Consider the following 21,217-nt stretch of genomic DNA (forward strand, 5'->3'; position numbering starts at 1 on the left):
CTATCCCCTCAAACCTGACGGAAATACGAGATTATCGATTATTTCAAACAGTCGATAAAAAGGAATAAAGCAAATTATTGTTGCTAAACAGGGCACGATAATCGTTTTTACCGCTGGGAAAGAACCGTGAGAATACCATGCCAAAAAGAAAACGATGAAATATAAGAAAATCATAACCAAGGAAAAAAATGCCAATTTAGCTGTCAGCCCGCTATTTAACAAAGTGGTTCGCTGAGCAATGACAAAATAATGCAAACCCAAATAGATAAGAAAGCCTACACCAATAGGTGAGATCAATAATAAGTCAGCAAATAGCCCAATAAAAAAAAGCGAATATATTGAAAGTCGCTCTGGGTCACTCAAACTCCAGTAAAATATAGCTATGGAAATGATTGATGGATGGGGAATGACACTAAAAATTTGAATTAATGGCACTTTTGAAAACAGAATAACAAAAACTGCGATGGCTAAGGTGAATAAAGTCAAAGCAAAACGATTACCCTCCGAGGAGCGTGCAATTATCTGACGATAATTTTTTTCTCTAAAACTCATTTCTACCACTTAACCAGTTATGGACTTTCGATTTTATTATTGGTCTGTTGCCCCTCGCTGTTTTGAGGCGCTATTTTAAGAGCTTCAGGGAGTTGCGTTTCCTCTTCAGGAGCTTCAACAAATTTATAGTCCAGAACACGCACATAATTCATATTCGAGATTTTCTCTCTCAGCTTCACACGGGCTTGTCCCTGACGATTGACGTCTACGGTCCCAATTATCAGCCCCGGAGATATGCGCCCCCCGTAACCAGAGGTTACGACACGCGCTCCTTTTTCAGGAACTTCTTTGTCATCATAAAAATTGAGAATGGGTTCATTAGTATTATCCCCAGTCAAAATTGCCTGCAAGCCTGAAGGCTCAATTTGAACAGGAATACGGCTGTTTAGATCGGTAAGCAAAAGCACACGACTGGATGAATTGCCAACCGAAACAACTTGCCCAATAAACCCTGAAGCCCCAAAGACTGCCTGACCAACCCGAATTCCATCATCTTCCCCTGAATTAATCAAAACTGTTCTAACAAATGGACCACCTAAATCTGCAACAACTCTGGAAGTTTTGAAATTATATTGACCATCAATTTTGACATTTAATAGTTTCTCATATCGCACTATTTTTGCCTCAAGGCGTAACGCGCGATCCTCCCAGGCAAGAAGTTCATTTAACTGAGCTTTAAGTTTGGCGTTTTCATTTATAAGATCTGTGTAATCCGTCAGAGCGCTACTGGTACGGCGTAAGGCTACGACAGGACGCCCCATAAACTCTGTGATAGGTGCAATCAGATCATAGGTAACTTGGCGTATCGACGTTAAAAGCCTTGGACCGCTTTCAGTAATGTAAATCAGCAAAAGGGCCAATATAACAAGAAACAAGACGGACCCGCGACCGGATATTCCCCCCTTACGTCCTATGCCTTTATTATCTAATGACATAAGCCTTCTCGAAACTTAGTAAACGCTTGATAAGACGTGTTTCATAGTTTTGATATGCTCAAGCGCTCTCCCTGTCCCTAATGCCACACAGGAAAGCGCTTCATCGGCAATGCTCACAGGCAGTCCGGTTTCATCACGTAAAACCTTGTCTAAATTTTTTAGCAAAGCCCCTCCGCCAGTAAGAATAATACCCTTATCGACTATGTCGGCTGCGAGTTCTGGTGGAGTGGCTTCTAAAGCAACTTTTACGGACTCAATAATTTGACCAACAGGCTCGGAGAGGCTTTCAACAATTTCACTTTGTGAAATAGCAACCTCACGCGGCACACCATTCATCAAGTCTCGGCCCTTTATATTTATACTCACACCTTTACCATTGTCCGATATAGCAGCTGAACCAACTTCTTTTTTAATACGCTCGGAACTGGACTCACCTAGCAAAAGATTATGATGACGTCGGATATATGCGATGATTGCCTCATCCATTTTATCGCCACCTACACGTACTGAACGTGAATACACGATGCCGCCTAGAGACAGAACAGCAATCTCGGTAGTACCTCCACCAATATCAACAATCATAGATCCGGTAGGTTCCGTTACTGGCAGACCTGCTCCAATGGCAGCAGCCATTGGTTCTTCAATTAAATATACACGTCTGGCCCCTGCAGAAAGAGCACTTTCCTGAATAGCACGACGCTCAACTCCAGTAGCTCCGGAAGGTACACAAATAACCACTTGAGGATTTGCAAATGTTCTACGGTTATGTACTTTGCGGATAAAGTGCTTAATCATTTCCTCAGCTACATCGAAATCTGCAATTACCCCATCACGCATCGGTCGAATAGCTTGAATATTTCCTGGCGTCCGCCCGAGCATAAGTTTAGCCTCGTCACCAACAGCTAAAAGCTGACTTCTGCCTGCATTGTTAAAAATTGCTACCACTGATGGTTCATTAAGAACAATGCCACGCCCTTTAACATAAACCAGCGTATTAGCTGTTCCTAAATCAATTGCCATATCGGCGGAAAACATTCCCAGAAAATTATCAAGCATATCTTATATCCAGTTTTACTTATTTGAATTAAACCCTTAGCGTCAGCTTAACATAGTGTCCAGCATTGCCTCAAATTTGTAACGCAGCGATATCATCCGGCGCCTGACGCAACCTTTTGACACTCAGCTTGTTCAACGCACTTACATAGGCTTTTGCAGAAGCGACAAGCGTATCGGTATCAATACCGCGACCTGTAACCGTTTTACCGTCCTCTTCAAGACGCACGCTCACCTCTGCCTGCGCATCCGTCCCCTGCGTAACCGCATGCACCTGATAAAGATGCAAGCGAGCCTTTGCCGGAATCAACTCTTTAATCGCATTAAAGGTCGCATCAACCGGACCATCGCCAGTGCTTTCAGCACGCTGTATCTCACCATCAATTTCAAGTTCGAGCTCCGCTTTTTGCGGCCCTTTAGTGCCGGCAACAACCTGCAAGGACATCACTTTGATGCGGTCATTACTATGCGCGACCTCATCGTCAATAAGCGCAACAATATCATCATCAAAAACATGCTTCTTACGGTCTGCCAAATCCTTAAACCGCTGGAAGGCATCCTGAATCTGATTATCCGAAAGACTATACCCCAAAGCCGTGATTTTTTCGCGGAAGGCATGGCGACCCGAATGTTTACCCATAACCAACGAAGATTTGTTGATACCCACCGTCTCTGGCAACATTATCTCATAGGTTTGATTGTTTTTCAGCATGCCATCCTGATGGATACCGCTTTCATGTGCAAAGGCATTTTTACCGACAATAGCTTTATTATATTGCACGGGGAAAGCTGTGACATTGGAAACCAGCTTTGAAGCTCTTGCGAGATGCGTTGTCTCAATCTGAGTCCATTGTGGCATTAAATCCGAACGTACATTCAAGGCCATGACAATTTCTTCCAGTGCTGCATTACCAGCACGTTCACCCAGCCCGTTAATCGTGCATTCAACCTGTCGGACACCAGCCTGAATACCAGCGAGCGAATTAGCGACCGCAAGACCCAAATCATTATGGCAATGCGTGGACAAGACCACCTGATCGATATTCGGCACGCGGTCTTTCAGCATGGTAATAATCTCGATATATTCCTGCGGCAGGGTGTAGCCAACAGTATCGGGAATATTGATAGTGGTCGCTCCAGCTTTAATCGCCACCTCTACACATTGACAAAGAAAATCTCTATCTGTACGGGTCGCATCCTCAGCTGACCATTCAACGTCATCTGTGTAACCACGCGCATGGTCAACACTGAAGGCCACGGCCTCAAGAACGGCCTCAGGTTCCATTTGCAATTTATGCTTCATGTGAACTGGGGATGTCGAAATAAAGGTATGGATCCGCATATTTTCAGCGGGTTTCAATGCTTCTGCCGCGCGGTCAATATCTTTCGCACCAGCGCGGGAAAGACCGCAAACCGTCGCTTTTTTAACTAATTTTGAAACTTCTTGAACTGCTTCAAAATCACCATTTGAAGCAATCGGAAAACCAGCCTCAATAACATCGACACTCATTGCGTCTAATGTTTCAGCAATCTGAAGTTTTTCTTCCAGCGACATGGATGCGCCTGGGGACTGCTCGCCATCTCTCAGGGTTGTATCAAATATCAACACGCGGTCGGAACTGTCGCGTATCTCTTGAGTATTTTCTTCACTAATATTTCGTGTCATCGTTTTAATCCTTCAATTTAGCCCTAAGCCGGGCCAGGTAATCATAATTTCCAAAATGACCCCTGAGCGTCCGGCATTGCCTGCCTTGACCTCAGGGGCTGATTAGGAGATGACCTGCTGAAATTGATAGTAATGACGTTCTCAAACAAATAAAGGATAGCGCAAAGCCTTTGGTAGGCACATGGGCAATACCGTTGAAATGCGCAGATATATTTGTATTTATGAACATCATAAAAAACCAATTCAGATAAACTGACCAAAATATTGTTTATACATGGAAAATAAGGATTGCAAGCAACTTTATTTACTCCCAAGTTTTTTATGAACCCGTATTCCCAGAAAGTACCGGTCGCAAAGACCTAACCCGTGAAATGATAAAATCCATGACCGTTCGGACATGAGGAAACTGAGCCAAATCACGCCGCGCCAACAACCAGAGTTCCAAAGATCCAACCATCTCGGGGCCCGCAACTTTCTGCAATTCTGGTTCAGCATCCGCCATGATGCAGGGCAAGGCTGAAAACCCCATATTTTCTTTGACCATTTGCAGTCTGGCTCTGTCCCCTGCGGCGCGCGTCACGAGTTTCATAGATTTCTCAACACGGGATAAAAACCAAACAGGGCCAGTTGGCATGGCATCTTCATCAAAACCGATGAGTGGTTCATCTGCTAACTTCTCTGGACTCGTAATTTCAACACCATCATTAAACGATGCAGCGCGATCTTGGTGTGCATAAAGGCCAAAAGCTAAATCCCCGAGTTTGCGAACCAACATATCTCCTTGCGTTGGTCGCGCCATACGGATAGCCAAGTCAACATCCCTCAACACTGGATTCTGAACAGAAATACCTTGAAGCTGGGATATTTCACCTAATAAGTTTAACTCAATATCTGGATATTTATCGGCAAATTCACACATCCCGCCCGCCAATACGGTGCCTGTGATAGTCTCAGGCGCACTGACCTTTACTCGTCCCTTAGCACCGGCATGGGCCGCCTGAAAATCACGCTGAAGGCTAGATAGTCGCTGATCTACGGGCAGTAACAACTCCTGCAAAACCAGACCTTCTTTTGTCAGGTGATAACCAGAGCGCGTACGGTCAAAAAGGCGCGCTGACAGTGCATCTTCAAGGCTTGCAATGCGGCGCAATACCGTCGTTGTATTGACGGTTAAGTCGCGCGCGGCAGCCGATAGCGTACCATTGGAGGCCACAGAAAGAAAAAACCTTAAATCATCCCAATCAAGTCTTCGCATAATTGCAAGATAACAAGTTTATTTATGCAAAACTACAATTATGCAATGCAATATTTGCGCAAACAAAAAAGGCCGCAAAATTGCTGCCTTTTCCGAAAATAGTGTAAATCAGGCCTAAAATAGCCTGATTTTGGCGAAATAACTTAGTTTTTGGTTTGATCAACCAATTTATTAGACGAAATCCATGGCATTTTTTCACGCAAATTAGCGCCAACTTCTTCAATTGGGTGTGCTGCCATATCCTCACGGAACTTCTTGATTTCTTCCTGACCACCCTGCATCCAACGATTGGTGAACTTGCCTGACTGAATATCCTCCAAAATAAGCTTCATTTCAGCTTTGGTGTCAGACGTCACAACACGCGGGCCGGAAACATATTCACCAAACTCAGCCGTGTTTGAAATAGAGTAATTCATATTAGCGATGCCACCTTCATAAATCAGGTCAACAATGAGCTTGACCTCGTGGAGACATTCAAAATAAGCCATTTCAGGCGGATAACCTGCCTCAACAAGCGTTTCATAACCGGCTTTAATCAGTTCGACGACACCACCGCAGAGAACCGCTTGCTCACCAAAGAGATCCGTTTCGCACTCATCTCTGAAATTGGTTTCAATAATTCCTGAGCGACCACCACCCAGCCCACAGGCATAAGACATAGCAATATCACGCGCTGTACCAGAAGCATCCTGTTGCACAGCGACCAGACATGGTACGCCGCCACCCCGCAGATACTCGCCACGCACCGTGTGACCCGGACCTTTTGGCGCAACCATGAGAACATCAAGATCAGCACGCGGCTCAATCAGGTTAAAGTGAATGGACAGTCCATGAGCAAACATTAAAGCCGCACCCTCACGGATATTGTTGGCGATATGCGTATTATAAATATCTTTTTGCAGTTCATCTGGAGTCAGAATCATGACGATATCAGCCCAGGCTGCTGCGTCAGCGATTGATTTCACCTCAATACCCTCGGCCTGTGCTTTAGCAACGGAAGACGAATCAGGCCGTAATCCAACACAAATCTCAGCAACACCACTATCCCGCAAGTTTAGTGTATGTGCATGGCCCTGAGAGCCATAACCGATAACGGCAATCTTTTTGGATTTAATAAGGTCTGTGTCCGCATCGCGGTCATATAGCATATCCATTTTTGTCTCCTCGTCTGGTCTTTATATTTTCAGTAGATTTATAGGTAATTATCTGAATTTGAAAGCTAATGATGTAAAGCTTTTACATTGCTTCCGGCCCACGAGCAATCGCCGCAATGCCAGTTCTTGAAACTTCTTTTAGACCCAAAGGACGCATGAGATGAACAAATGCATCAATTTTAGATTTTGCGCCAGTCAGTTCAAACACAAATGATTCATGCGTGGTATCTACAACGCGCGCCCTGAAGCTTTCAGACACGCGCAGGGCCTCAACCCTTTTTTCTCCGATACCCGCAACTTTAACAAGCGCCATTTCTCGCTCTATTGCTTCAGCCTCAACGGTTAAATCCGTGACGCGGCTGACCGGCACAATGCGACTTAGCTGAGCTTTAATTTGTTCAATCACCATAGGCGAACCACTGGTCACAATTGTGATGCGCGACATGTGCGCTTCGCCGTCAACTTCGGCAACGGTCAGGCTTTCAATATTATAGCCGCGTCCTGAGAACAAGCCGATGACTCGCGCCAACACCCCGGCAGCATTTTCCACCAAAACTGAAAGCGTGTGCGCTTCAATAGATTGATCATTCATCATACGAGTGCCTTGCCCTCTTCGGAAACCTCAACATCTGCTGGCTCTCCGGCGAGTATCATTTCATTATGCGCTTTACCTGACGGGATCATCGGGAAGCAATTTTCATCTTTAGAAACAACACAATCAAAAATAACTGGACCCGGCGTATTAATCATTTGCGTAATCGCCTCATCCAGCTCACCGGGGTTGGTCGCCCGTATCCCAGTCGCACCATACGCTTCAGCAAGCTTTACAAAATCGGGCAACGCCGCGGAATAGCTGTGCGAATAACGTCCGCCATGCAACAACTCCTGCCACTGACGCACCATGCCCATATATTCATTATTCAAAATAAATATTTTAACCGGCAAATTATATTGAACCGCAGTCGACATTTCCTGCATATTCATAAGGACGGAGGCCTCGCCAGCAATATCGATAACCAACGCTTCTGGATGTGCAATTTGAGTCCCAATGGCTGCTGGCAAGCCATAGCCCATTGTTCCCAGCCCCCCCGAAGTCATCCAGCGGTTAGGCTCTTCAAAATGGAAATGCTGGGCCGCCCACATTTGATGCTGCCCCACTTCCGTAGAAATATAAACATCTTTGCCTTTGGAAAGCTCATAGAGCCTCTGAACGGCATATTGCGGCTTGATGATGGTGTCACTTTTTTCAAAGCCGAGAGAGTTAACCTTTCGCCAGCCGTCAATTTCTTGCCACCAATCTGCAATCGCTTTTTTATCTGGGGAACAGGCCGTTTCCTTCCAGATACGGATCATATCTTCCAAAACATGGGCGACATCACCGACAATCGGTACATCAACGTGAACGGTTTTATTGATGGATGACGGGTCGATATCGACATGAATTTTTTTCGAATTTGGTGAAAATGCATCAAGCCGACCCGTAATCCGGTCATCAAAGCGTGCACCAATATTAATCATGACATCACAATCATGCATCGCCATATTCGCTTCATAAGTGCCATGCATGCCGAGCATGCCGAGCCATTGGTCGTCACTGGCAGGAAACGCTCCCAGCCCCATAAGCGTTGAAGTAATTGGATAGCCCGTGAGACCAACAAACTCTCGCAATAATTTACTAGCCACTGGGCCGGCATTGATCACACCGCCACCGGTGTAAAAAACTGGCTTTTTAGCAGAAGCAATTAGTTCTGCGGCTTCACGAATACCATTCAAATCGCCTTTTTTGGGCGGTTGATAGCTGACCTTGGAGACTTTCTCGGGTGACATATAAGCCCCGGGCGCAAATTGGATGTCTTTCGGAATATCAATCACAACAGGGCCAGGCCGACCGGAAGTTGCGATATAAAATGCCTCATGCATGATTTCCGCAAGTTCATCAACTGATTTAACGAGGTAATTATGTTTTGTGCATGGACGTGTGATACCCACAGTATCACACTCCTGAAACGCATCTGAACCGATAAGGTGTGTTGGCACTTGTCCGGTAATACAAACCAGTGGAATTGAGTCCATGAGTGCATCGGTTAAACCAGTAACCGCATTTGTCGCGCCCGGGCCAGATGTTACCAATAAAACACCACATTTTCCCGCAGAGCGTGCATAGCCTTCGGCAGCATGAGCCGCTCCTTGCTCATGACGAACAAGAATGTGATGCAACCAGTCCTGCTTGAAAATTTCATCATATATCGGCAGAACAGCACCACCAGGATACCCAAAAATATGCTCTACACCCTGATCTTTTAGGGCTTTGATAACAATTTCTGCACCAGTCATCTGATCAGTCTTTTGATCACTCATTCTCTTACCCATCTTTCAGCTTTAAGTCTGGTAATTTCTGGGGGAAACTATGCAAGATTTTAGTCTAGGTCAAGCATTTTTATAATATTCGATAAGAAAATTGATGTATTATTGTAATATTCTTGCTCATAAACACTATTCCACGAAATCATCTGATTCCTAAACCACGTCATTTGCCTTTTGGCATACCGCCGGGTTGCTTGTTGCGCCGCAGATTGAGCTTCCTCATGGCTTATCTCATTATTCCCAAGCGCGAGCAACTCTTTTAGTCCTAGAGCTTTCATTGCGGGCTGTGTGTCCGAAAGCCCCAAATCTGCCATTTTAGAAGCCTCTTCCAACGCCCCCCCAGCTATCATGGCCTCAAATCGTCTGTCACATCTGGCATAAAGCCATTCGCGAGACGGCATGAGTAAAATCTTCAACATTGAAGCTTTAATCGGCGGGGTAACGGGGTCACTTTGCCAATCCGATAGGCTTCTGCCGGTCGCTTCATAGACTTCTAAAGCTCTTAAAACACGCTGGGGGTCAGTAGCCTCAAGGCGCTGATAAGCCTGCGGGTCAATTTCCTTCAGGGCAGCATGACAAGCTTGCGTCCCCTCTGCCTCATGCCGCGCACGTATAGCCTTTCGAATATCATCAGGAATATCAGGAATATCAGCAATTCCCTCAGTCAGACATTTGAAATATAGCCCCGTACCGCCAACTAAAATTGGTATCTGCCCAACTTCTTTCACATTGGCAATAGCCGCCTGCGCCTCAGATAACCAACGCCCAACATTATATTCATCTCTGGCTGAGACATGCCCATATAATTCATGAGGACATTGTTCTACTTCTTCCCTTGTTGGTCGGGCAGTCAGCACTTGCATCTCTTGGTAGACCTGCATTGAGTCGGCATTAATGATACAGGCTTGCCTGCCCGTACGCGCAATCTCAGAACAAATAGCAAGTGCAAGAGAAGACTTGCCGCTGGCGGTTGCACCTGCAATAAGAATAATCTCGGCGCGGTTTTGATCCGCATGAGCCGATAATACATCTGGTGACGAAGTGACGGACAGATTCATGAACAAGAAACCCTATTATCTGGTTTTAACATGTAACCCAGCATCCCCCGTTTTAACAAATGAATTGGTGGCGCGCATCTCACTTCATCTGGGAGAGCAAGAGGAAACAGTGACCTGTCTAAATGAGGGGGTTGCTTATGAGATACCTCTCAACATCTCCACCTCAGAGTTCGAAAATAAAATTACCGCTTTAAGAGAAAACTTTTCTGACCTGCCTGTCGATTTCAACTTGGTATCATCTGAGGGGCGCAGAAAAAAACTCCTTATCGCCGATATGGAAAGCACGATTATCGAACAGGAGTGCCTCGACGAGTTGGCAGACAGGCTTAATCTCCGTAATAAAATCTCTGACATTACAAGTCGTGCTATGCGGGGTGAGATAGACTTCGAGCCTGCCTTGAGAGAACGTGTCTCCCTGCTCGCTGGTCTTCCGGCAACGAGTTTACAGGACGTCCATGATGATTTGACTCTCATGCCCGGGGCGGCAACACTTCTGGCAACGCTGAAGCAGAATAATGTTTTTTGTGGACTGGTCTCGGGCGGGTTTTCGTTTTTTGCAGATAAGATCGCAGCTCAGTTAAATTTTGATGCCTGCCATTGCAATCAGCTTGAGATAGAAGCGGATCACTTAACCGGCAAGGTTATCGATCCTATTCTCGGCAGAGAAGCCAAGGCAGCACGTTTGCAAAGCTGGTGTGATGAAAAAAATCTGCCCGCCGCTGAAACCCTTGCCGTCGGGGACGGGTCAAATGACCTTGATATGCTCAAACTTTCGGGTATGGGTGTCGCTTTCCGAGCAAAGCCACTGGTGGCAGATGCCGCCGATTTCAGCATTGTTCATGGCGACCTGACAGCCCTGCTTTATCTCCAGGGCTATCAGGCTGAAGAAATCCAGTTTAAATCTTAATGGCGACAAACCGCAAACCTTGCGGAGTGTGCATCAACACCAGAATCGACTTTTTACCTGCTTTTTTGGCTTTATTGACCAAATCCTCAACATCCTGGGGCTTGGCGACACTCGTTTGATCCACCTCAACAATAATATCGCCAGACTTTACACCGCTTTCTGATGCTGAGCTATCCGCATCAACTTGAGCAATCAACACACCTTCCTTGTCATCATCCAGACCAGCACGCGCGCGTGTCTTAGCATCAAGCGTTTCTAGCGTTAGCCCAAGAAGTTTTAATCCCGGTTGATTGGTTTGCTTTTTCGGATTGGCTGGTTGAGTCTCGGCAAGTTGATTACTTTCTTCAAGTCGCCCTACCTTTACCTTAAGTGTCACAACCTTTCCACGTCTTTGAACTTTAACCTGCACAGCCTTATCAATCGGTGTTTCTGCCACAATACGCGGTAAGTCCCTCATTTCGGCGACTTCTTTACCGTCAAATGACAGAATAACATCGCCCTGCTTCATACCTGCCTCATCAGCTGGGCCGCCGGGAATAATTTCTGAAACAAGCGCGCCTTTTGGCTTTGAAAGGCCAAGGCTTTCCGCAAGGTCTTCTGTAATGCGCTGAATACGCACACCAAGCCAGCCACGCCGTGTTTCACCATATTCACGTAATTGCGTAATTACGATTTGCGCCATATCTGCAGGAATGGAAAAGCCAATACCAACTGACCCGCCCGTGGGTGAAATAATCGCCGTGTTGACGCCAATAACCTCACCATCCAGATTAAAAAGCGGGCCACCTGAATTACCTTTATTGATTGCAGCGTCAGTCTGAATATAGCTGTCATAGGGGCCGGAATTGATGTCTCTATTAATCGCTGAAATAACACCAACAGAAAGCGACCCACCGAGGCCGAAAGGATTGCCAATGGCAATAACCCAGTCTCCCACACGAGCTTTGGTGTTATCACCAAATTTTACAAAGGGCAGCTTTTTGTCTGTAATGACTTTTAACACCGCCAGATCAGTCTTCGGATCGCGCCCGAGCAACTCAGCTTTGAATTTCTCACCATTTGAAAAATTAACAATAATCTCCTCGGCATTTTCAACCACATGATTATTAGTGATAACAATGCCTGACGGATCAATAACAAAGCCAGACCCAAGAGAAGAGACACGACGTTTTTTCGACGGCTCTTTTTCATCACGTTCCATAAATTCTTCAAAAAAATCCTCGAAAGGGGACATTTGTATCCCAGGAGGGTTTTGAACCGTCGTGCTAATGGAGATATTCACCACTGCAGGCATTAAATCTTCGACAATATCGGCGAAACTTTGCGGCATATTTTGCGCGGCAGCGACATGGGCGAAGGCGACAATCGCCAACAGACCAAAACCGAACAAACGAACCATATTTTTAAAGCGGGAAGATATATTTCGTCTCATAAGTTACCTCATACCAGAGAGCCAAACTAAAACAACGCCCAATGTCATCGCCCCAAGTCCAAAATATCTAAGTTTTTCTGTTTCAATGTCTTTTAATTGCATAAGGAGATTTTTAAAAGCCGAAGGAAACAGGGCATATATGGCTCCCTCAAAAGCCAGAATGATACCCAGAATGAATATAATTATTTTCATTTCTCATCTTTTACAGCTTCACTATCGGTATTCTCCAGTCCAATATTTGTCACAAGATCATAGCAAAGAGCCTCTTGTAGTGACTTTTTAGACTTCACGATAGAGGCAACATCAACACGGCTCTTTTTAACAGTGCTGTTAGCTACCCGTTTATTAAAAACCGTATCCGGTGCATTTAAATATTTGAAGAATGCACTGTCGGGGGAAAGAACAAGTGTCGTGCCTTCATCTTCTAGTGCGGTTTCATATGATTGCATAGACCTGTAAAAAGCGAAAAAATCAGGGTCTTGACCATAGGCCGCAGCAAAAATTCTATTTCGGCAGCTATCACCTTGACCACGAATAATCTCGGAATCACGTTGCGCTTTTGCCGTTAGAACTGTGACATCTTTATCTGCCTGCGCGCGAATGCCTCTTGATACTTCCTGACCTTTGGCGCGGAATTCGGCAGCTTCTTGCTCCCTTTCCGTCTGCATCCGTCGGTAAATCGCCTGACTATTGGCTTCAGGCAAGTCAGCACGACGAATACGAACATCAACAATTTCAATGCCAAAATCATTTGCCTGCTCATTAACCAGTTCACGGATCTTCGACATCAATTCATCCCGTCTTGTGCGGACAATATCCTCAAACGGAGCCTCACCAACAACAGAACGCATGGAGGAGGACACAATCGCCGCCAACCGCGAATTCGCCCGACGGCTGTCACGTAAAGAAGTGAAAAACTGGAGCGGATCTTTAATTCTGTAACGCGTAAAAGCATCCACAACGAGACGTTTTTGGTCTGCGGCAATAAGCTCTTCAGTCGGGCTATCGAGGTCCAAAATGCGCTTATCAATATAAATAATGTTTTGCACAAACGGCATTTTAAAATTAAGCCCGGGCTTATCAATCACCCGTCTTGGATCACCAAATTGCAGAACAAGTGCCTGTTGGGTCTGGTGAACAGTGAAAAGGGTTGCCGACGCCAGAAATCCGAGCACGGCGATAATGATAAGAGCAATAACAAGTTTTGGCTGAGACATTACTGATCTCCCTTATTGGTTTTACTGTTTAGGCGATCAAGCGGGAGATAGGGGATGACCCCTCCACCGGCCTCGGACTGGTCAATTATGATCTTGTTTGATCTCTGCATCACTTTTTCAACTGTCTCGAGGAAAATACGCTGACGGGTTACATCACTCGCCTGCTTATATTCGTTATAGACAGCGGCAAATCTACTCGCTTGGCCTTCAGCCTCGGCCACAGCTTGCTCTCTATAGGCCTCAGCTTCACGTCGGATACGGAAAGCTTCACCCTGCGCCTCTGGTACGACACGATTAGCATAGGCTTGCGCCTCGTTTCTGGCGCGCTCCTGGTCGGCGCGGGCGGCCTGAACATCGCGGAAGGCATCAATCACCGCGGCGGGCGGGTCAACTTTTTGCATCTTAACCTGTGTAATGGTGATTCCAGCCCCATACTCATCCAAAATAGATTGCATTAAATCACGAACCATATCCTCAGTGTTTTGACGTTGCTCGGTAAGAATGGGCTGAATGTTATTCTGCCCAACAATCTCACGCATCGTACTTTCAGCAACGGATTTAACAGTGCCTTCCGGATTTTGAATGTTAAAAAGGAAGTCAGATGCAGAATTAATCAACCAAAAAACTGAAAAATCGACATCGACAATGTTTTCGTCACCGGTCAGCATTAAGCTTTCCTCCGGCACATCGCGAGAAGCTACTCGTCCACCAACAAAACTGTCAGAAGGGCCACGCATACCAATATCCACACGGTTTACAATGGTCACTTTTGGGGTAATCACTGTCTCAACGGGCCATGGAATATGATAATTCAAACCCGGGCTGGTCTGCGCCTGAAACTTCCCAAATCGGAGAACAACACCTTGTTCGTCGGCTTGAACACGGTAAAACCCACTGAGCCCCCACAACACCAAAAGGCCAACAAGCAGCAGAACAATGCCACTGCCACTGCCACCACCGGGAATGTATTTTTTGATGTTTTCCTGAAGCTGATTTAACCAAGCGTCAATATCTGGCCCTTGTTGTCGGGGATTATTGCCCCAAGGGTTATTATTGCCGCCATTCGGTCCACCGCTTTGATTGTCCCAAGGCATATTTTACTCCTTCAAATTAAAACCTTGCATAAAGGTCTGATATAGGGGGGCGTCCTAAGTTGCAAAAGTTATTGCTGGCTGGTCCGTACCACTCTATATCGGTAAAATACAATGTGGCACTTAAAGTAAATTATTCAAGGAAATGTTCCTAATTGTTTTGCCCAATAACCAATTATTTGGATGAATTATGTCCATCATAGATGAAAAAACTATAATTGAAGCTCTTTCAAGCCTAAAGCACCCACAAACAGGTCAAGATATTGTATCCGGCGATATCGTGCAGGGCATCACGATTCGCGACGGAAATGTGGGTTTCTTGCTCGCCGTTCACCCGGATATTGCCGAGGCTTTTGAAAGTGTGCGTTTAGCCTGTGAGGAACGAGTTCGTGCCCTACCGGGCGTATTATCAGCAACCGTGGTTTTAACGGCGCATCAATCAGCACCGTCAATGTCATCATCTAGCAGTTCATCAAAAGGCAAGCCGCCGCCAGACGAGACAATTCCAGATGTTTTCAACAGGATTAAATCTGTGATAGCCGTGGCAAGCGGTAAAGGTGGAGTTGGCAAATCCACCGTCGCGGTAAATCTAGCAGCAGCACTCGCTCAGCTGCCAATGGAAGATGGGAAACTGCCCAAAATTGGACTTCTTGACGCCGATATTTATGGCCCTTCCCTACCAAAATTACTAAATGTTATCGATAAACCTGAGGTTGATGAGACCAAAAAAATATGCCCTGTCGAGCGTTTTGGCATGCAAACTATGTCTATCGGCTATATGGTGCAGGAAGCCCAAGCAATGGTTTGGCGCGGCCCTATGGTGCAAGGTGCCCTACTGCAGATGCTTAATGATGTCGCCTGGCCGGAACTTGATATTCTAGTGCTGGATTTACCGCCCGGCACCGGAGATATACAACTCACAATAGCCCAAAAAATTCCAGTAACCGCAGCTATCGTGGTGACGACACCACAAAATCTCGCCTTGGCAGATGTACGCAGGTCTATAAATATGTTCGAAAAAACCAAAACGCCTATCCTAGGGATTCTGGAAAATATGGCGTGGATGTCAGGGCCGAATGGCGAACGTCTGCATCCATTTGGTACCGGGGGTGGTGAACGCATTGCTGCAGAAACACTCATTCCGTATTTAGGTGGCCTGGTACTGGACCCGGCTTTGCAAGAAGCCGCCGATGCCGGTTATCCTGTAAACATTTTGGCTCCTGATAGTATTGCAACAAAGATTTTTACAAATTTTGCACAAACTGTTAGAGACGAATTAAATAATTTATCCAAATGAGCATTATAATTCATATTTAGCTAAAATATTTAGTCTGGAATTTTTCAGTCAATTGCTTAGCTTAAAATATATTTTTCTTGACAAATTACTTATCGGAATTCCTGAGAGATAAATTTTTTATTCAAATTCAGGTAAATAATTTTAAATAAAGTAAATCTTCAACACTTAAATTTATTGGCTTATTTTAGTTACATTTATAATCTCCAATAATGTCCTTTAAATTTTTAAAAATAACAAAAAAGGGGGCGCACAAGGACACCCCCTTAAATGTGTAATATAATAAATTCTATGATTGTGAGTTAGCTGCTGACCAAATCATCAATCCGAATGCAATTTTATTAACAAAATCTGCTACGTTGTAGATACCGTTCAAGGAAGCTGCATCCACAGAGCCCATCATGTATCCAAGTACGTAACCCAAAGGATAAATTGCCCAACCTACAAGTACAATAAGTCTCATAGTATTAAAGGCGGATTGAACAGCTGCAGGAGCATTTTCGGCAGATTTTGCAGCTTCACCAGAGAAGATGTAATACAGGATGTATACCCAACCTGCCATACCAATAACAAAACCAACTACAGGAGAAAGTACTCCTGTTTCGCCGAAGTAACCACCAAGAAGCATTATTAGGGTACCAATAAGAAGATGCCAGAATACTCTTCCTGCAACGACACCAACAGCAGCCAAGATCAAGTAAAACTCAACCATTTGTAGTGGCACTGTAAGAATCCAGTCAACATAACGGTAAACTGTTGGGCTATCGCCAGAAGCAACCCAAATATCTCTCATGTAGAAATAGTGAACGGCAGCAATCAGTGTAACTAATGCAGCAACTGTCAAGGAAGTAGACCACTTACCCCCGATGCGCATTGCTTCCCAAAGAAAGAAGACAGTAGCAGCAACCATTGCAATTGAGATAACCCAGAAAGAAATACCAACAAGGTCACCTGGGTTTAGTGTTGCCGCTTGAGACATGCTTGGCAACATAATAAAAGACAGAAAAGCCATGAGGCTTATCTTGTTAAAGAATTTAGACATTATTCCCTCCTAGGTAATTCGTCGATATAAAACCTAAATAAATGCGACAATTTGTCAATTAAATTAGAAAAATAAATATATAAATTTTTTAAAGATAATTATTGATATTTAAAAAACATAAAAAAACATATAGTTACATAGTGTTTTTTTTAAAATTAAATCTTTTTTAAAATTAGCCGTTTATTAAGGATACATAGATTTGGAAAATTAAATGCGACTCGGTCCCCAAACATTGAAGATGCTTGAAGACATCCCAAGAAAGGTTATCCAACGCGGTGACATAGTTGTTGCTAATGGTGATGATTGCGATATCGCTCATTTTTTAATTTCTGGTTCGGCAAAATGTCGACGTAGCCGGGATATATATGAAACCCATGATCTGCTCTCTCCACTGGAGTTTCTTGCCTATGAAACCTATCGCAGCCGAGTTGTTGCTATAACCGAATGCCGGATTATCTCGTGTTCCAAGCCCATGTTCAGAAGCCTACTTGACGCCGAGAACAATCTGACTTGGCCGTTATCCCGGCAAATTGCCTCAGATATTGTTCTTCGCCGGAGTCATACGCATGAATATTGTTGAGTTTACCAGCCTCAGTAATAAGCCCATAAGGATGATAGAGGGTGAGATTATCTTTCAGGCGGGTGATCCAGCGCTCAACATCTGTTTTGTTGAAAAAGGCCGTGTGGATATCATCACGCGTGACGGCAATACTCGCTTACGTACTTATGACGCTGGTAGCCTGTTTGGTATTCCGGAAGTTTTGAGCGGCAAAAACTGGCCCGCAATGGCTATTTTTCGTGGGTTCGGAAGTGTTCGCTTATTCCCCGGTAAGGTTTTACTGGAAAAAATAGACACGCTACCGGTTGATCATAAAAATTTAATCGCTTCATTGTCTTCAAAAGCGGCTGATAAAACACGGTAGGCTTATTAACTGTCAGGGTTATTATAAAAGCATCTAAATCTGAGGCTTAATTTTTTTTCTGTTTTTTTATGTACTTCTTGATGAACTGACGAATTTCTCTTGAGGCTGTGGTGTCATTACCCTCACAGAGTTTAATAAATAATTTTTTGTCTTCCTTATTAATTTTTACCAATAAGGTTGAGTCCTTTGGCTTATCAGACATTAAAAAAAAATCCTCAAAAAAATTGACATAAATACGAATATATGTACATATAATGTATATACATCATATATAGGAGGTAAATATGAGAAATATATTTTTGTTAATACTCTTACTTACAGCAACTCCAGTTATTGCCAGCGGAACACTCACAACAGGCAAGATTGATAAATGGGGACATACTCAAGACTCACTCGTTTTAATCATGAACAGTGGTAAACAAGTCCTAATAACTCCCGAAAAATGTTCAATACAAGACTTTTATAGAACTGTTACAGAACATGAAAAGGTTGACCTGAAAATAAACGCAACAGTCATCGAAAAAAATACCCCCTTCACGATTGTTAGTAAAGGCTCAAATGGCAATGAGAAACTTCATTGTTCTATCAAGGAAATTTCATATTAATTTATGGGTTTAAGGGAGGAAACCTTATCCTAAAGGAGTTTATAACGGCACCATCTTCATATGGTGCCGTTATATTTTGACTGTTGCTAATCCCTAATAGCGGGTGGGTTATCTTTCAAAACTGACGCACGCACATTATTCGGGTCAAGTGTCTCAAGTAAAGCCATATGCGCTTCGGATGGGGCTGGTGTCAGCGGCAAGGTGTCAGAAGCCTTGCTCAATTCAAAGCCAGTGTTTTCTTGAACCTGCTCAAAACTCACGCCAGGATGAAGCGACACAACACGAATGCCCTTTTCAGGGCCGTTAAAATCCATCACACATAGGTCCGAAACAATGATACGCAAATCCAGCCCCTTGGGTGGCTTACCGTTCATATAACGGTCTGGGTTGTATCCGGCCATACAGACAAAATCGACCTCATTTGCCACTAAACTTCGGGTACTATGATTGGGAATGAAAAAGCTATTGGGATGACAAATAGAATTACCAGGAAAGCCCCTTGCGCCCAGCATGGCGACTTTCGGCGCGGCGCGATCACCTATTGTGGAGATATTTGCTTGTCCAAATCTATCAAGCTGAACCGGGCTGACCATAGAATGTCTGCGCCCGCCCCAAAGAGTTGAAAATACTCTGTCATAATTGGCATAGCCTTCATATACGGGTTCGGCATGGCGTTTACCCGGTGGCACGGGTGCATCTGCATAATAGGTTTCCCCATCGGTGAGTTGCAAAAGCGGATTAAAACTAACTTTCGCAAGGCTCGCACCAAGTCGAGGCAAAGGGCCAATGCCTGTAGCCATTAATTCCCCATCATCACGCCATGCCTCAGCACATGCATTGATAATCAACTCTGCCAGTGAACAATTATAATCAGTCATTATGTTCTCCTTTTTGGCGACCTAATAAACCGGCTTGGCGATAGCACCGATTGCATCAGCCCCGCCAACAGCGTTAACATAGTCTGCCTGAGTGCCTGATAAATAAGTTGCTTGATACGCCTCCCAAGCTTCAGGCGTTGCCGCACTTTCGACATAACTTTTGATATGTTTCAAGTCGAGATGATAATCCGGCGCAGCACTTGTGGGATGCGCCCCACAAGGTGTTTCGGCAACAGCAGTAATTCTGGCGCGCTCTAAAAGTGCAAAACGAGCATTCGCCTCCATATCCAACTCTGGCGTCGCAACAATTTTTTCAACACTTGCGTAAGTATGAGGCGCGGCACGCGAAAACAGCTCATCGAAAAAAGGGTCAGGGGACATTGTCAGAATATTCCCTTTAACGTCTGACCGATGTGCATGTATCAATGCCGCATCAAGATTTATCGCCGGCATGGCGACAAACGTTTCACCATCCTCATAAGGGCTATCGATAAATTCAAAACCCGGCTGATTAATAATATCAGTACCGATACCGATACGGGTCGGCAAAAAAGGTAAATCCATCGCCGCGGCACGCAACCCCCAATGCAGCATACCCTCATCCAGTTCCCAGACTTCAATCTGACCCGACTGACGGGCAGCCCGAAAATGCGGGTCTAGCGGGTACTGGTCGAGACTGACAAAAGCAAAAATCAGTTTTTTAACTTTACCTGCAGCGCATAATAACCCGACATCTGGCCCACCATATGAAACCAGTGTCAGATCTTTCAGGTCGGATTTAAGGATTTCGCGAACCAGCGCCATTGGCTTCCTGCGGGTCGCCCAGCCACCAATTCCAATCGTCATTCCATCTTCCAATCGGCTGATTATATCGGATGGTGTTTCTACTTTACTGAAATCATCGCTTGATTTTGTGGTCACCGGATGCTCCCCTTAGTTTATTGTTTAACAGTCACATTACAATCAATCAGATTGCCGTTTTATTCTCGTCCTAAGCTTTCGTCAAATTTGTTTCACACTCTTCACTGCTTGTTGCGCCCTTTGTGTCACGGACTGACCGCCAAGAATGGCGTCCTCCCGCGGAATTTCAACACTCATCTGACAATGCGACGGCAATGCAGCCATAAATCCGGCAACATCAAAATCTCCTTCACCTATAAGGCAACGTTGCGCCGATGCTTCAACCTCACGCGATAGATGAGGTTCAAGAGGCGCGTCACAAATCTGGGCATAGAGAATAGCGGCATCAGGCGCAGCTCTTAAATCCTCCAGCGTCGATCCTGAGCGCATGAGATGAAGCAAATCAACATTCACGCCGACCTCATAGGGTCTATCTGCAAGGCTGACCAGCGTCAGAGCGTCAGCCAATGACATGATTTGTGAGCCAGGGAAAAACTCGACAACGACTTTCAGCCCGTGTTGCTGAGCCATTTCAGTAAAAATGAGAAAATTATCCTCACGACGCGCATCATCCCGATCATAAATCAGCGCATTGACAAACTCAGCTTCGAGAAAGGCGGCACATTCTAGTCCTGCCTGAAAACTTTTAATTTCTGTACGTCCAGCTAATGTGAAGGGATAGGCCACATCGAGACTAATAGATGCTGTCTGCATCATAGCTTTAAGATCACGTTGTTCGGTAGGACTCTCAATTAAATTAAACAAAGGCATGCGCGGCAGCACCTCAAGCGACTGCATAAAAAGACAAAATCCTTCACAATGTGAAGCCTCCGCCGCCCGCACCAAATTAATGGGGGTCGTATCCATTACGGTAAGATGGTCAAGCGCCAA

General features: G+C 45.0%; 23 protein-coding genes. 5 read left to right on the forward strand and 18 right to left on the reverse strand.

From position 1 onward, the window contains the following. The 9 genes from mreD to miaA form a co-directional block, all read right to left on the reverse strand. The gene (gene mreD / locus RS24_RS05050) at nt 1-552 is read right to left on the reverse strand and encodes a rod shape-determining protein MreD (protein ID WP_021777109.1); all 552 of its coding nucleotides are present in this window, start codon (nt 550-552) and stop codon (nt 1-3) included. 17 nt (nt 553-569) lie between these two features. Further along, the gene (gene mreC, locus RS24_RS05055) at nt 570-1,487 is read right to left on the reverse strand and encodes a rod shape-determining protein MreC (RefSeq protein WP_021777110.1); all 918 of its coding nucleotides are present in this window, start codon (nt 1,485-1,487) and stop codon (nt 570-572) included. Nucleotides 1,488-1,502: 15 nt separating this feature from the next. After that, entirely contained in the window at nt 1,503-2,543 is a 1,041-nt protein-coding gene (locus RS24_RS05060) for a rod shape-determining protein (protein WP_021777111.1), read from the reverse strand. Between the two features lie 70 nt (nt 2,544-2,613). After that, nucleotides 2,614-4,206: a 2-isopropylmalate synthase gene (locus tag RS24_RS05065; RefSeq protein WP_021777112.1), complete on the reverse strand. Its 1,593-nt coding sequence runs from the start codon at nt 4,204-4,206 to the stop codon at nt 2,614-2,616. A 319-nt stretch (nt 4,207-4,525) separates the two neighbouring features. Further along, the gene (locus tag RS24_RS05070) at nt 4,526-5,461 is read right to left on the reverse strand and encodes a LysR family transcriptional regulator (protein ID WP_021777113.1); all 936 of its coding nucleotides are present in this window, start codon (nt 5,459-5,461) and stop codon (nt 4,526-4,528) included. A gap of 143 nt (nt 5,462-5,604) precedes the next feature. Then, entirely contained in the window at nt 5,605-6,615 is a 1,011-nt protein-coding gene (gene ilvC, locus RS24_RS05075) for a ketol-acid reductoisomerase (protein ID WP_021777114.1), read from the reverse strand. A gap of 82 nt (nt 6,616-6,697) precedes the next feature. Then, nucleotides 6,698-7,210: an acetolactate synthase small subunit gene (gene ilvN / locus RS24_RS05080; protein ID WP_021777115.1), complete on the reverse strand. Its 513-nt coding sequence runs from the start codon at nt 7,208-7,210 to the stop codon at nt 6,698-6,700. Next, nucleotides 7,207-8,973 (reverse strand): acetolactate synthase 3 large subunit, encoded by a 1,767-nt coding sequence (locus RS24_RS05085; protein ID WP_038300762.1) that lies wholly within the window; start codon nt 8,971-8,973, stop codon nt 7,207-7,209. Before RS24_RS05085 ends, ilvN begins: the two co-directional genes overlap by 4 nt. Nucleotides 8,974-9,032: 59 nt before the next feature. Next, nucleotides 9,033-10,037 (reverse strand): tRNA (adenosine(37)-N6)-dimethylallyltransferase MiaA, encoded by a 1,005-nt coding sequence (gene miaA / locus RS24_RS05090; protein ID WP_021777117.1) that lies wholly within the window; start codon nt 10,035-10,037, stop codon nt 9,033-9,035. Here miaA and serB point away from each other — a divergent pair. After that, a complete protein-coding gene (serB, locus tag RS24_RS05095; RefSeq protein ID WP_038300764.1) occupies nt 10,036-10,944 on the forward strand; it encodes a phosphoserine phosphatase SerB in 909 nt (302 codons plus the stop codon). The genes miaA and serB overlap by 2 nt on opposite strands. Here the strand turns inward: serB and RS24_RS05100 are convergent. The 4 genes from RS24_RS05100 to hflK are packed head-to-tail and all read right to left on the reverse strand — an operon-like array spanning nt 10,934 to nt 14,687. Next, nucleotides 10,934-12,376 (reverse strand): DegQ family serine endoprotease, encoded by a 1,443-nt coding sequence (locus RS24_RS05100; protein WP_021777119.1) that lies wholly within the window; start codon nt 12,374-12,376, stop codon nt 10,934-10,936. The two genes, serB and RS24_RS05100, sit on opposite strands and share 11 nt — an antisense overlap. 3 nt (nt 12,377-12,379) lie before the next feature. Further along, on the reverse strand, nt 12,380-12,568 hold the full coding sequence (locus RS24_RS05105) for a DUF2065 domain-containing protein (RefSeq protein ID WP_021777120.1): 189 nt from the start codon (nt 12,566-12,568) through the stop codon (nt 12,380-12,382). Continuing rightward, nucleotides 12,565-13,593, reverse strand: coding sequence for a protease modulator HflC (hflC, locus tag RS24_RS05110; RefSeq protein ID WP_021777121.1), 1,029 nt, complete (start codon nt 13,591-13,593; stop codon nt 12,565-12,567). The genes RS24_RS05105 and hflC overlap by 4 nt, the downstream gene beginning before the upstream one ends. After that, nucleotides 13,593-14,687, reverse strand: coding sequence for an FtsH protease activity modulator HflK (hflK, locus tag RS24_RS05115; protein WP_021777122.1), 1,095 nt, complete (start codon nt 14,685-14,687; stop codon nt 13,593-13,595). Before hflK ends, hflC begins: the two co-directional genes overlap by 1 nt. 187 nt (nt 14,688-14,874) lie before the next feature. Between hflK and RS24_RS05120 the strand changes: the two genes are divergently transcribed. Continuing rightward, on the forward strand, nt 14,875-15,981 hold the full coding sequence (locus tag RS24_RS05120; RefSeq protein ID WP_021777123.1) for an Mrp/NBP35 family ATP-binding protein: 1,107 nt from the start codon (nt 14,875-14,877) through the stop codon (nt 15,979-15,981). 286 nt (nt 15,982-16,267) lie between these two features. Here RS24_RS05120 and RS24_RS05125 read toward each other — a convergent pair whose 3' ends face one another. Further along, entirely contained in the window at nt 16,268-17,020 is a 753-nt protein-coding gene (locus tag RS24_RS05125) for a bacteriorhodopsin-like (protein ID WP_021777124.1), read from the reverse strand. Nucleotides 17,021-17,231: 211 nt separating this feature from the next. On the opposite strand from RS24_RS05125, the gene RS24_RS05130 reads away from it, so the two are divergent. Both RS24_RS05130 and RS24_RS05135 read left to right on the forward strand, forming a co-directional pair. Beyond that, a complete protein-coding gene (locus tag RS24_RS05130; protein ID WP_021777125.1) occupies nt 17,232-17,600 on the forward strand; it encodes a cyclic nucleotide-binding domain-containing protein in 369 nt (122 codons plus the stop codon). After that, nucleotides 17,587-17,943, forward strand: coding sequence for a cyclic nucleotide-binding domain-containing protein (locus RS24_RS05135; RefSeq protein ID WP_021777126.1), 357 nt, complete (start codon nt 17,587-17,589; stop codon nt 17,941-17,943). Before RS24_RS05130 ends, RS24_RS05135 begins: the two co-directional genes overlap by 14 nt. A 46-nt stretch (nt 17,944-17,989) precedes the next feature. Here RS24_RS05135 and RS24_RS10005 read toward each other — a convergent pair whose 3' ends face one another. Beyond that, nucleotides 17,990-18,145 (reverse strand): hypothetical protein, encoded by a 156-nt coding sequence (locus tag RS24_RS10005; RefSeq protein ID WP_021777127.1) that lies wholly within the window; start codon nt 18,143-18,145, stop codon nt 17,990-17,992. Nucleotides 18,146-18,227: 82 nt separating this feature from the next. Between RS24_RS10005 and RS24_RS05140 the strand changes: the two genes are divergently transcribed. Continuing rightward, a complete protein-coding gene (locus RS24_RS05140) occupies nt 18,228-18,548 on the forward strand; it encodes a hypothetical protein (protein WP_021777128.1) in 321 nt (106 codons plus the stop codon). Nucleotides 18,549-18,634: 86 nt separating this feature from the next. On the opposite strand, the gene RS24_RS05145 is transcribed toward RS24_RS05140, so the two are convergent. The 3 genes from RS24_RS05145 to RS24_RS05155 all read right to left on the reverse strand — a co-directional run bounded on the left by RS24_RS05145 (nt 18,635) and on the right by RS24_RS05155 (nt 21,193). Then, nucleotides 18,635-19,426, reverse strand: coding sequence for a CoA-transferase subunit beta (locus tag RS24_RS05145; protein WP_021777129.1), 792 nt, complete (start codon nt 19,424-19,426; stop codon nt 18,635-18,637). Between the two features lie 21 nt (nt 19,427-19,447). Further along, the gene (locus RS24_RS05150) at nt 19,448-20,347 is read right to left on the reverse strand and encodes a CoA transferase subunit A (protein ID WP_021777130.1); all 900 of its coding nucleotides are present in this window, start codon (nt 20,345-20,347) and stop codon (nt 19,448-19,450) included. 81 nt (nt 20,348-20,428) lie between these two features. Continuing rightward, on the reverse strand, nt 20,429-21,193 hold the full coding sequence (locus RS24_RS05155; RefSeq protein ID WP_239642404.1) for a sugar phosphate isomerase/epimerase family protein: 765 nt from the start codon (nt 21,191-21,193) through the stop codon (nt 20,429-20,431). Nucleotides 21,194-21,217 lie beyond the last annotated feature (24 nt).

Origin of the sequence: Candidatus Micropelagos thuwalensis (genome assembly GCF_000469155.1) — a bacterium.
GTDB classification, from domain to species: domain Bacteria; phylum Pseudomonadota; class Alphaproteobacteria; order RS24; family RS24; genus Micropelagius; species Micropelagius thuwalensis.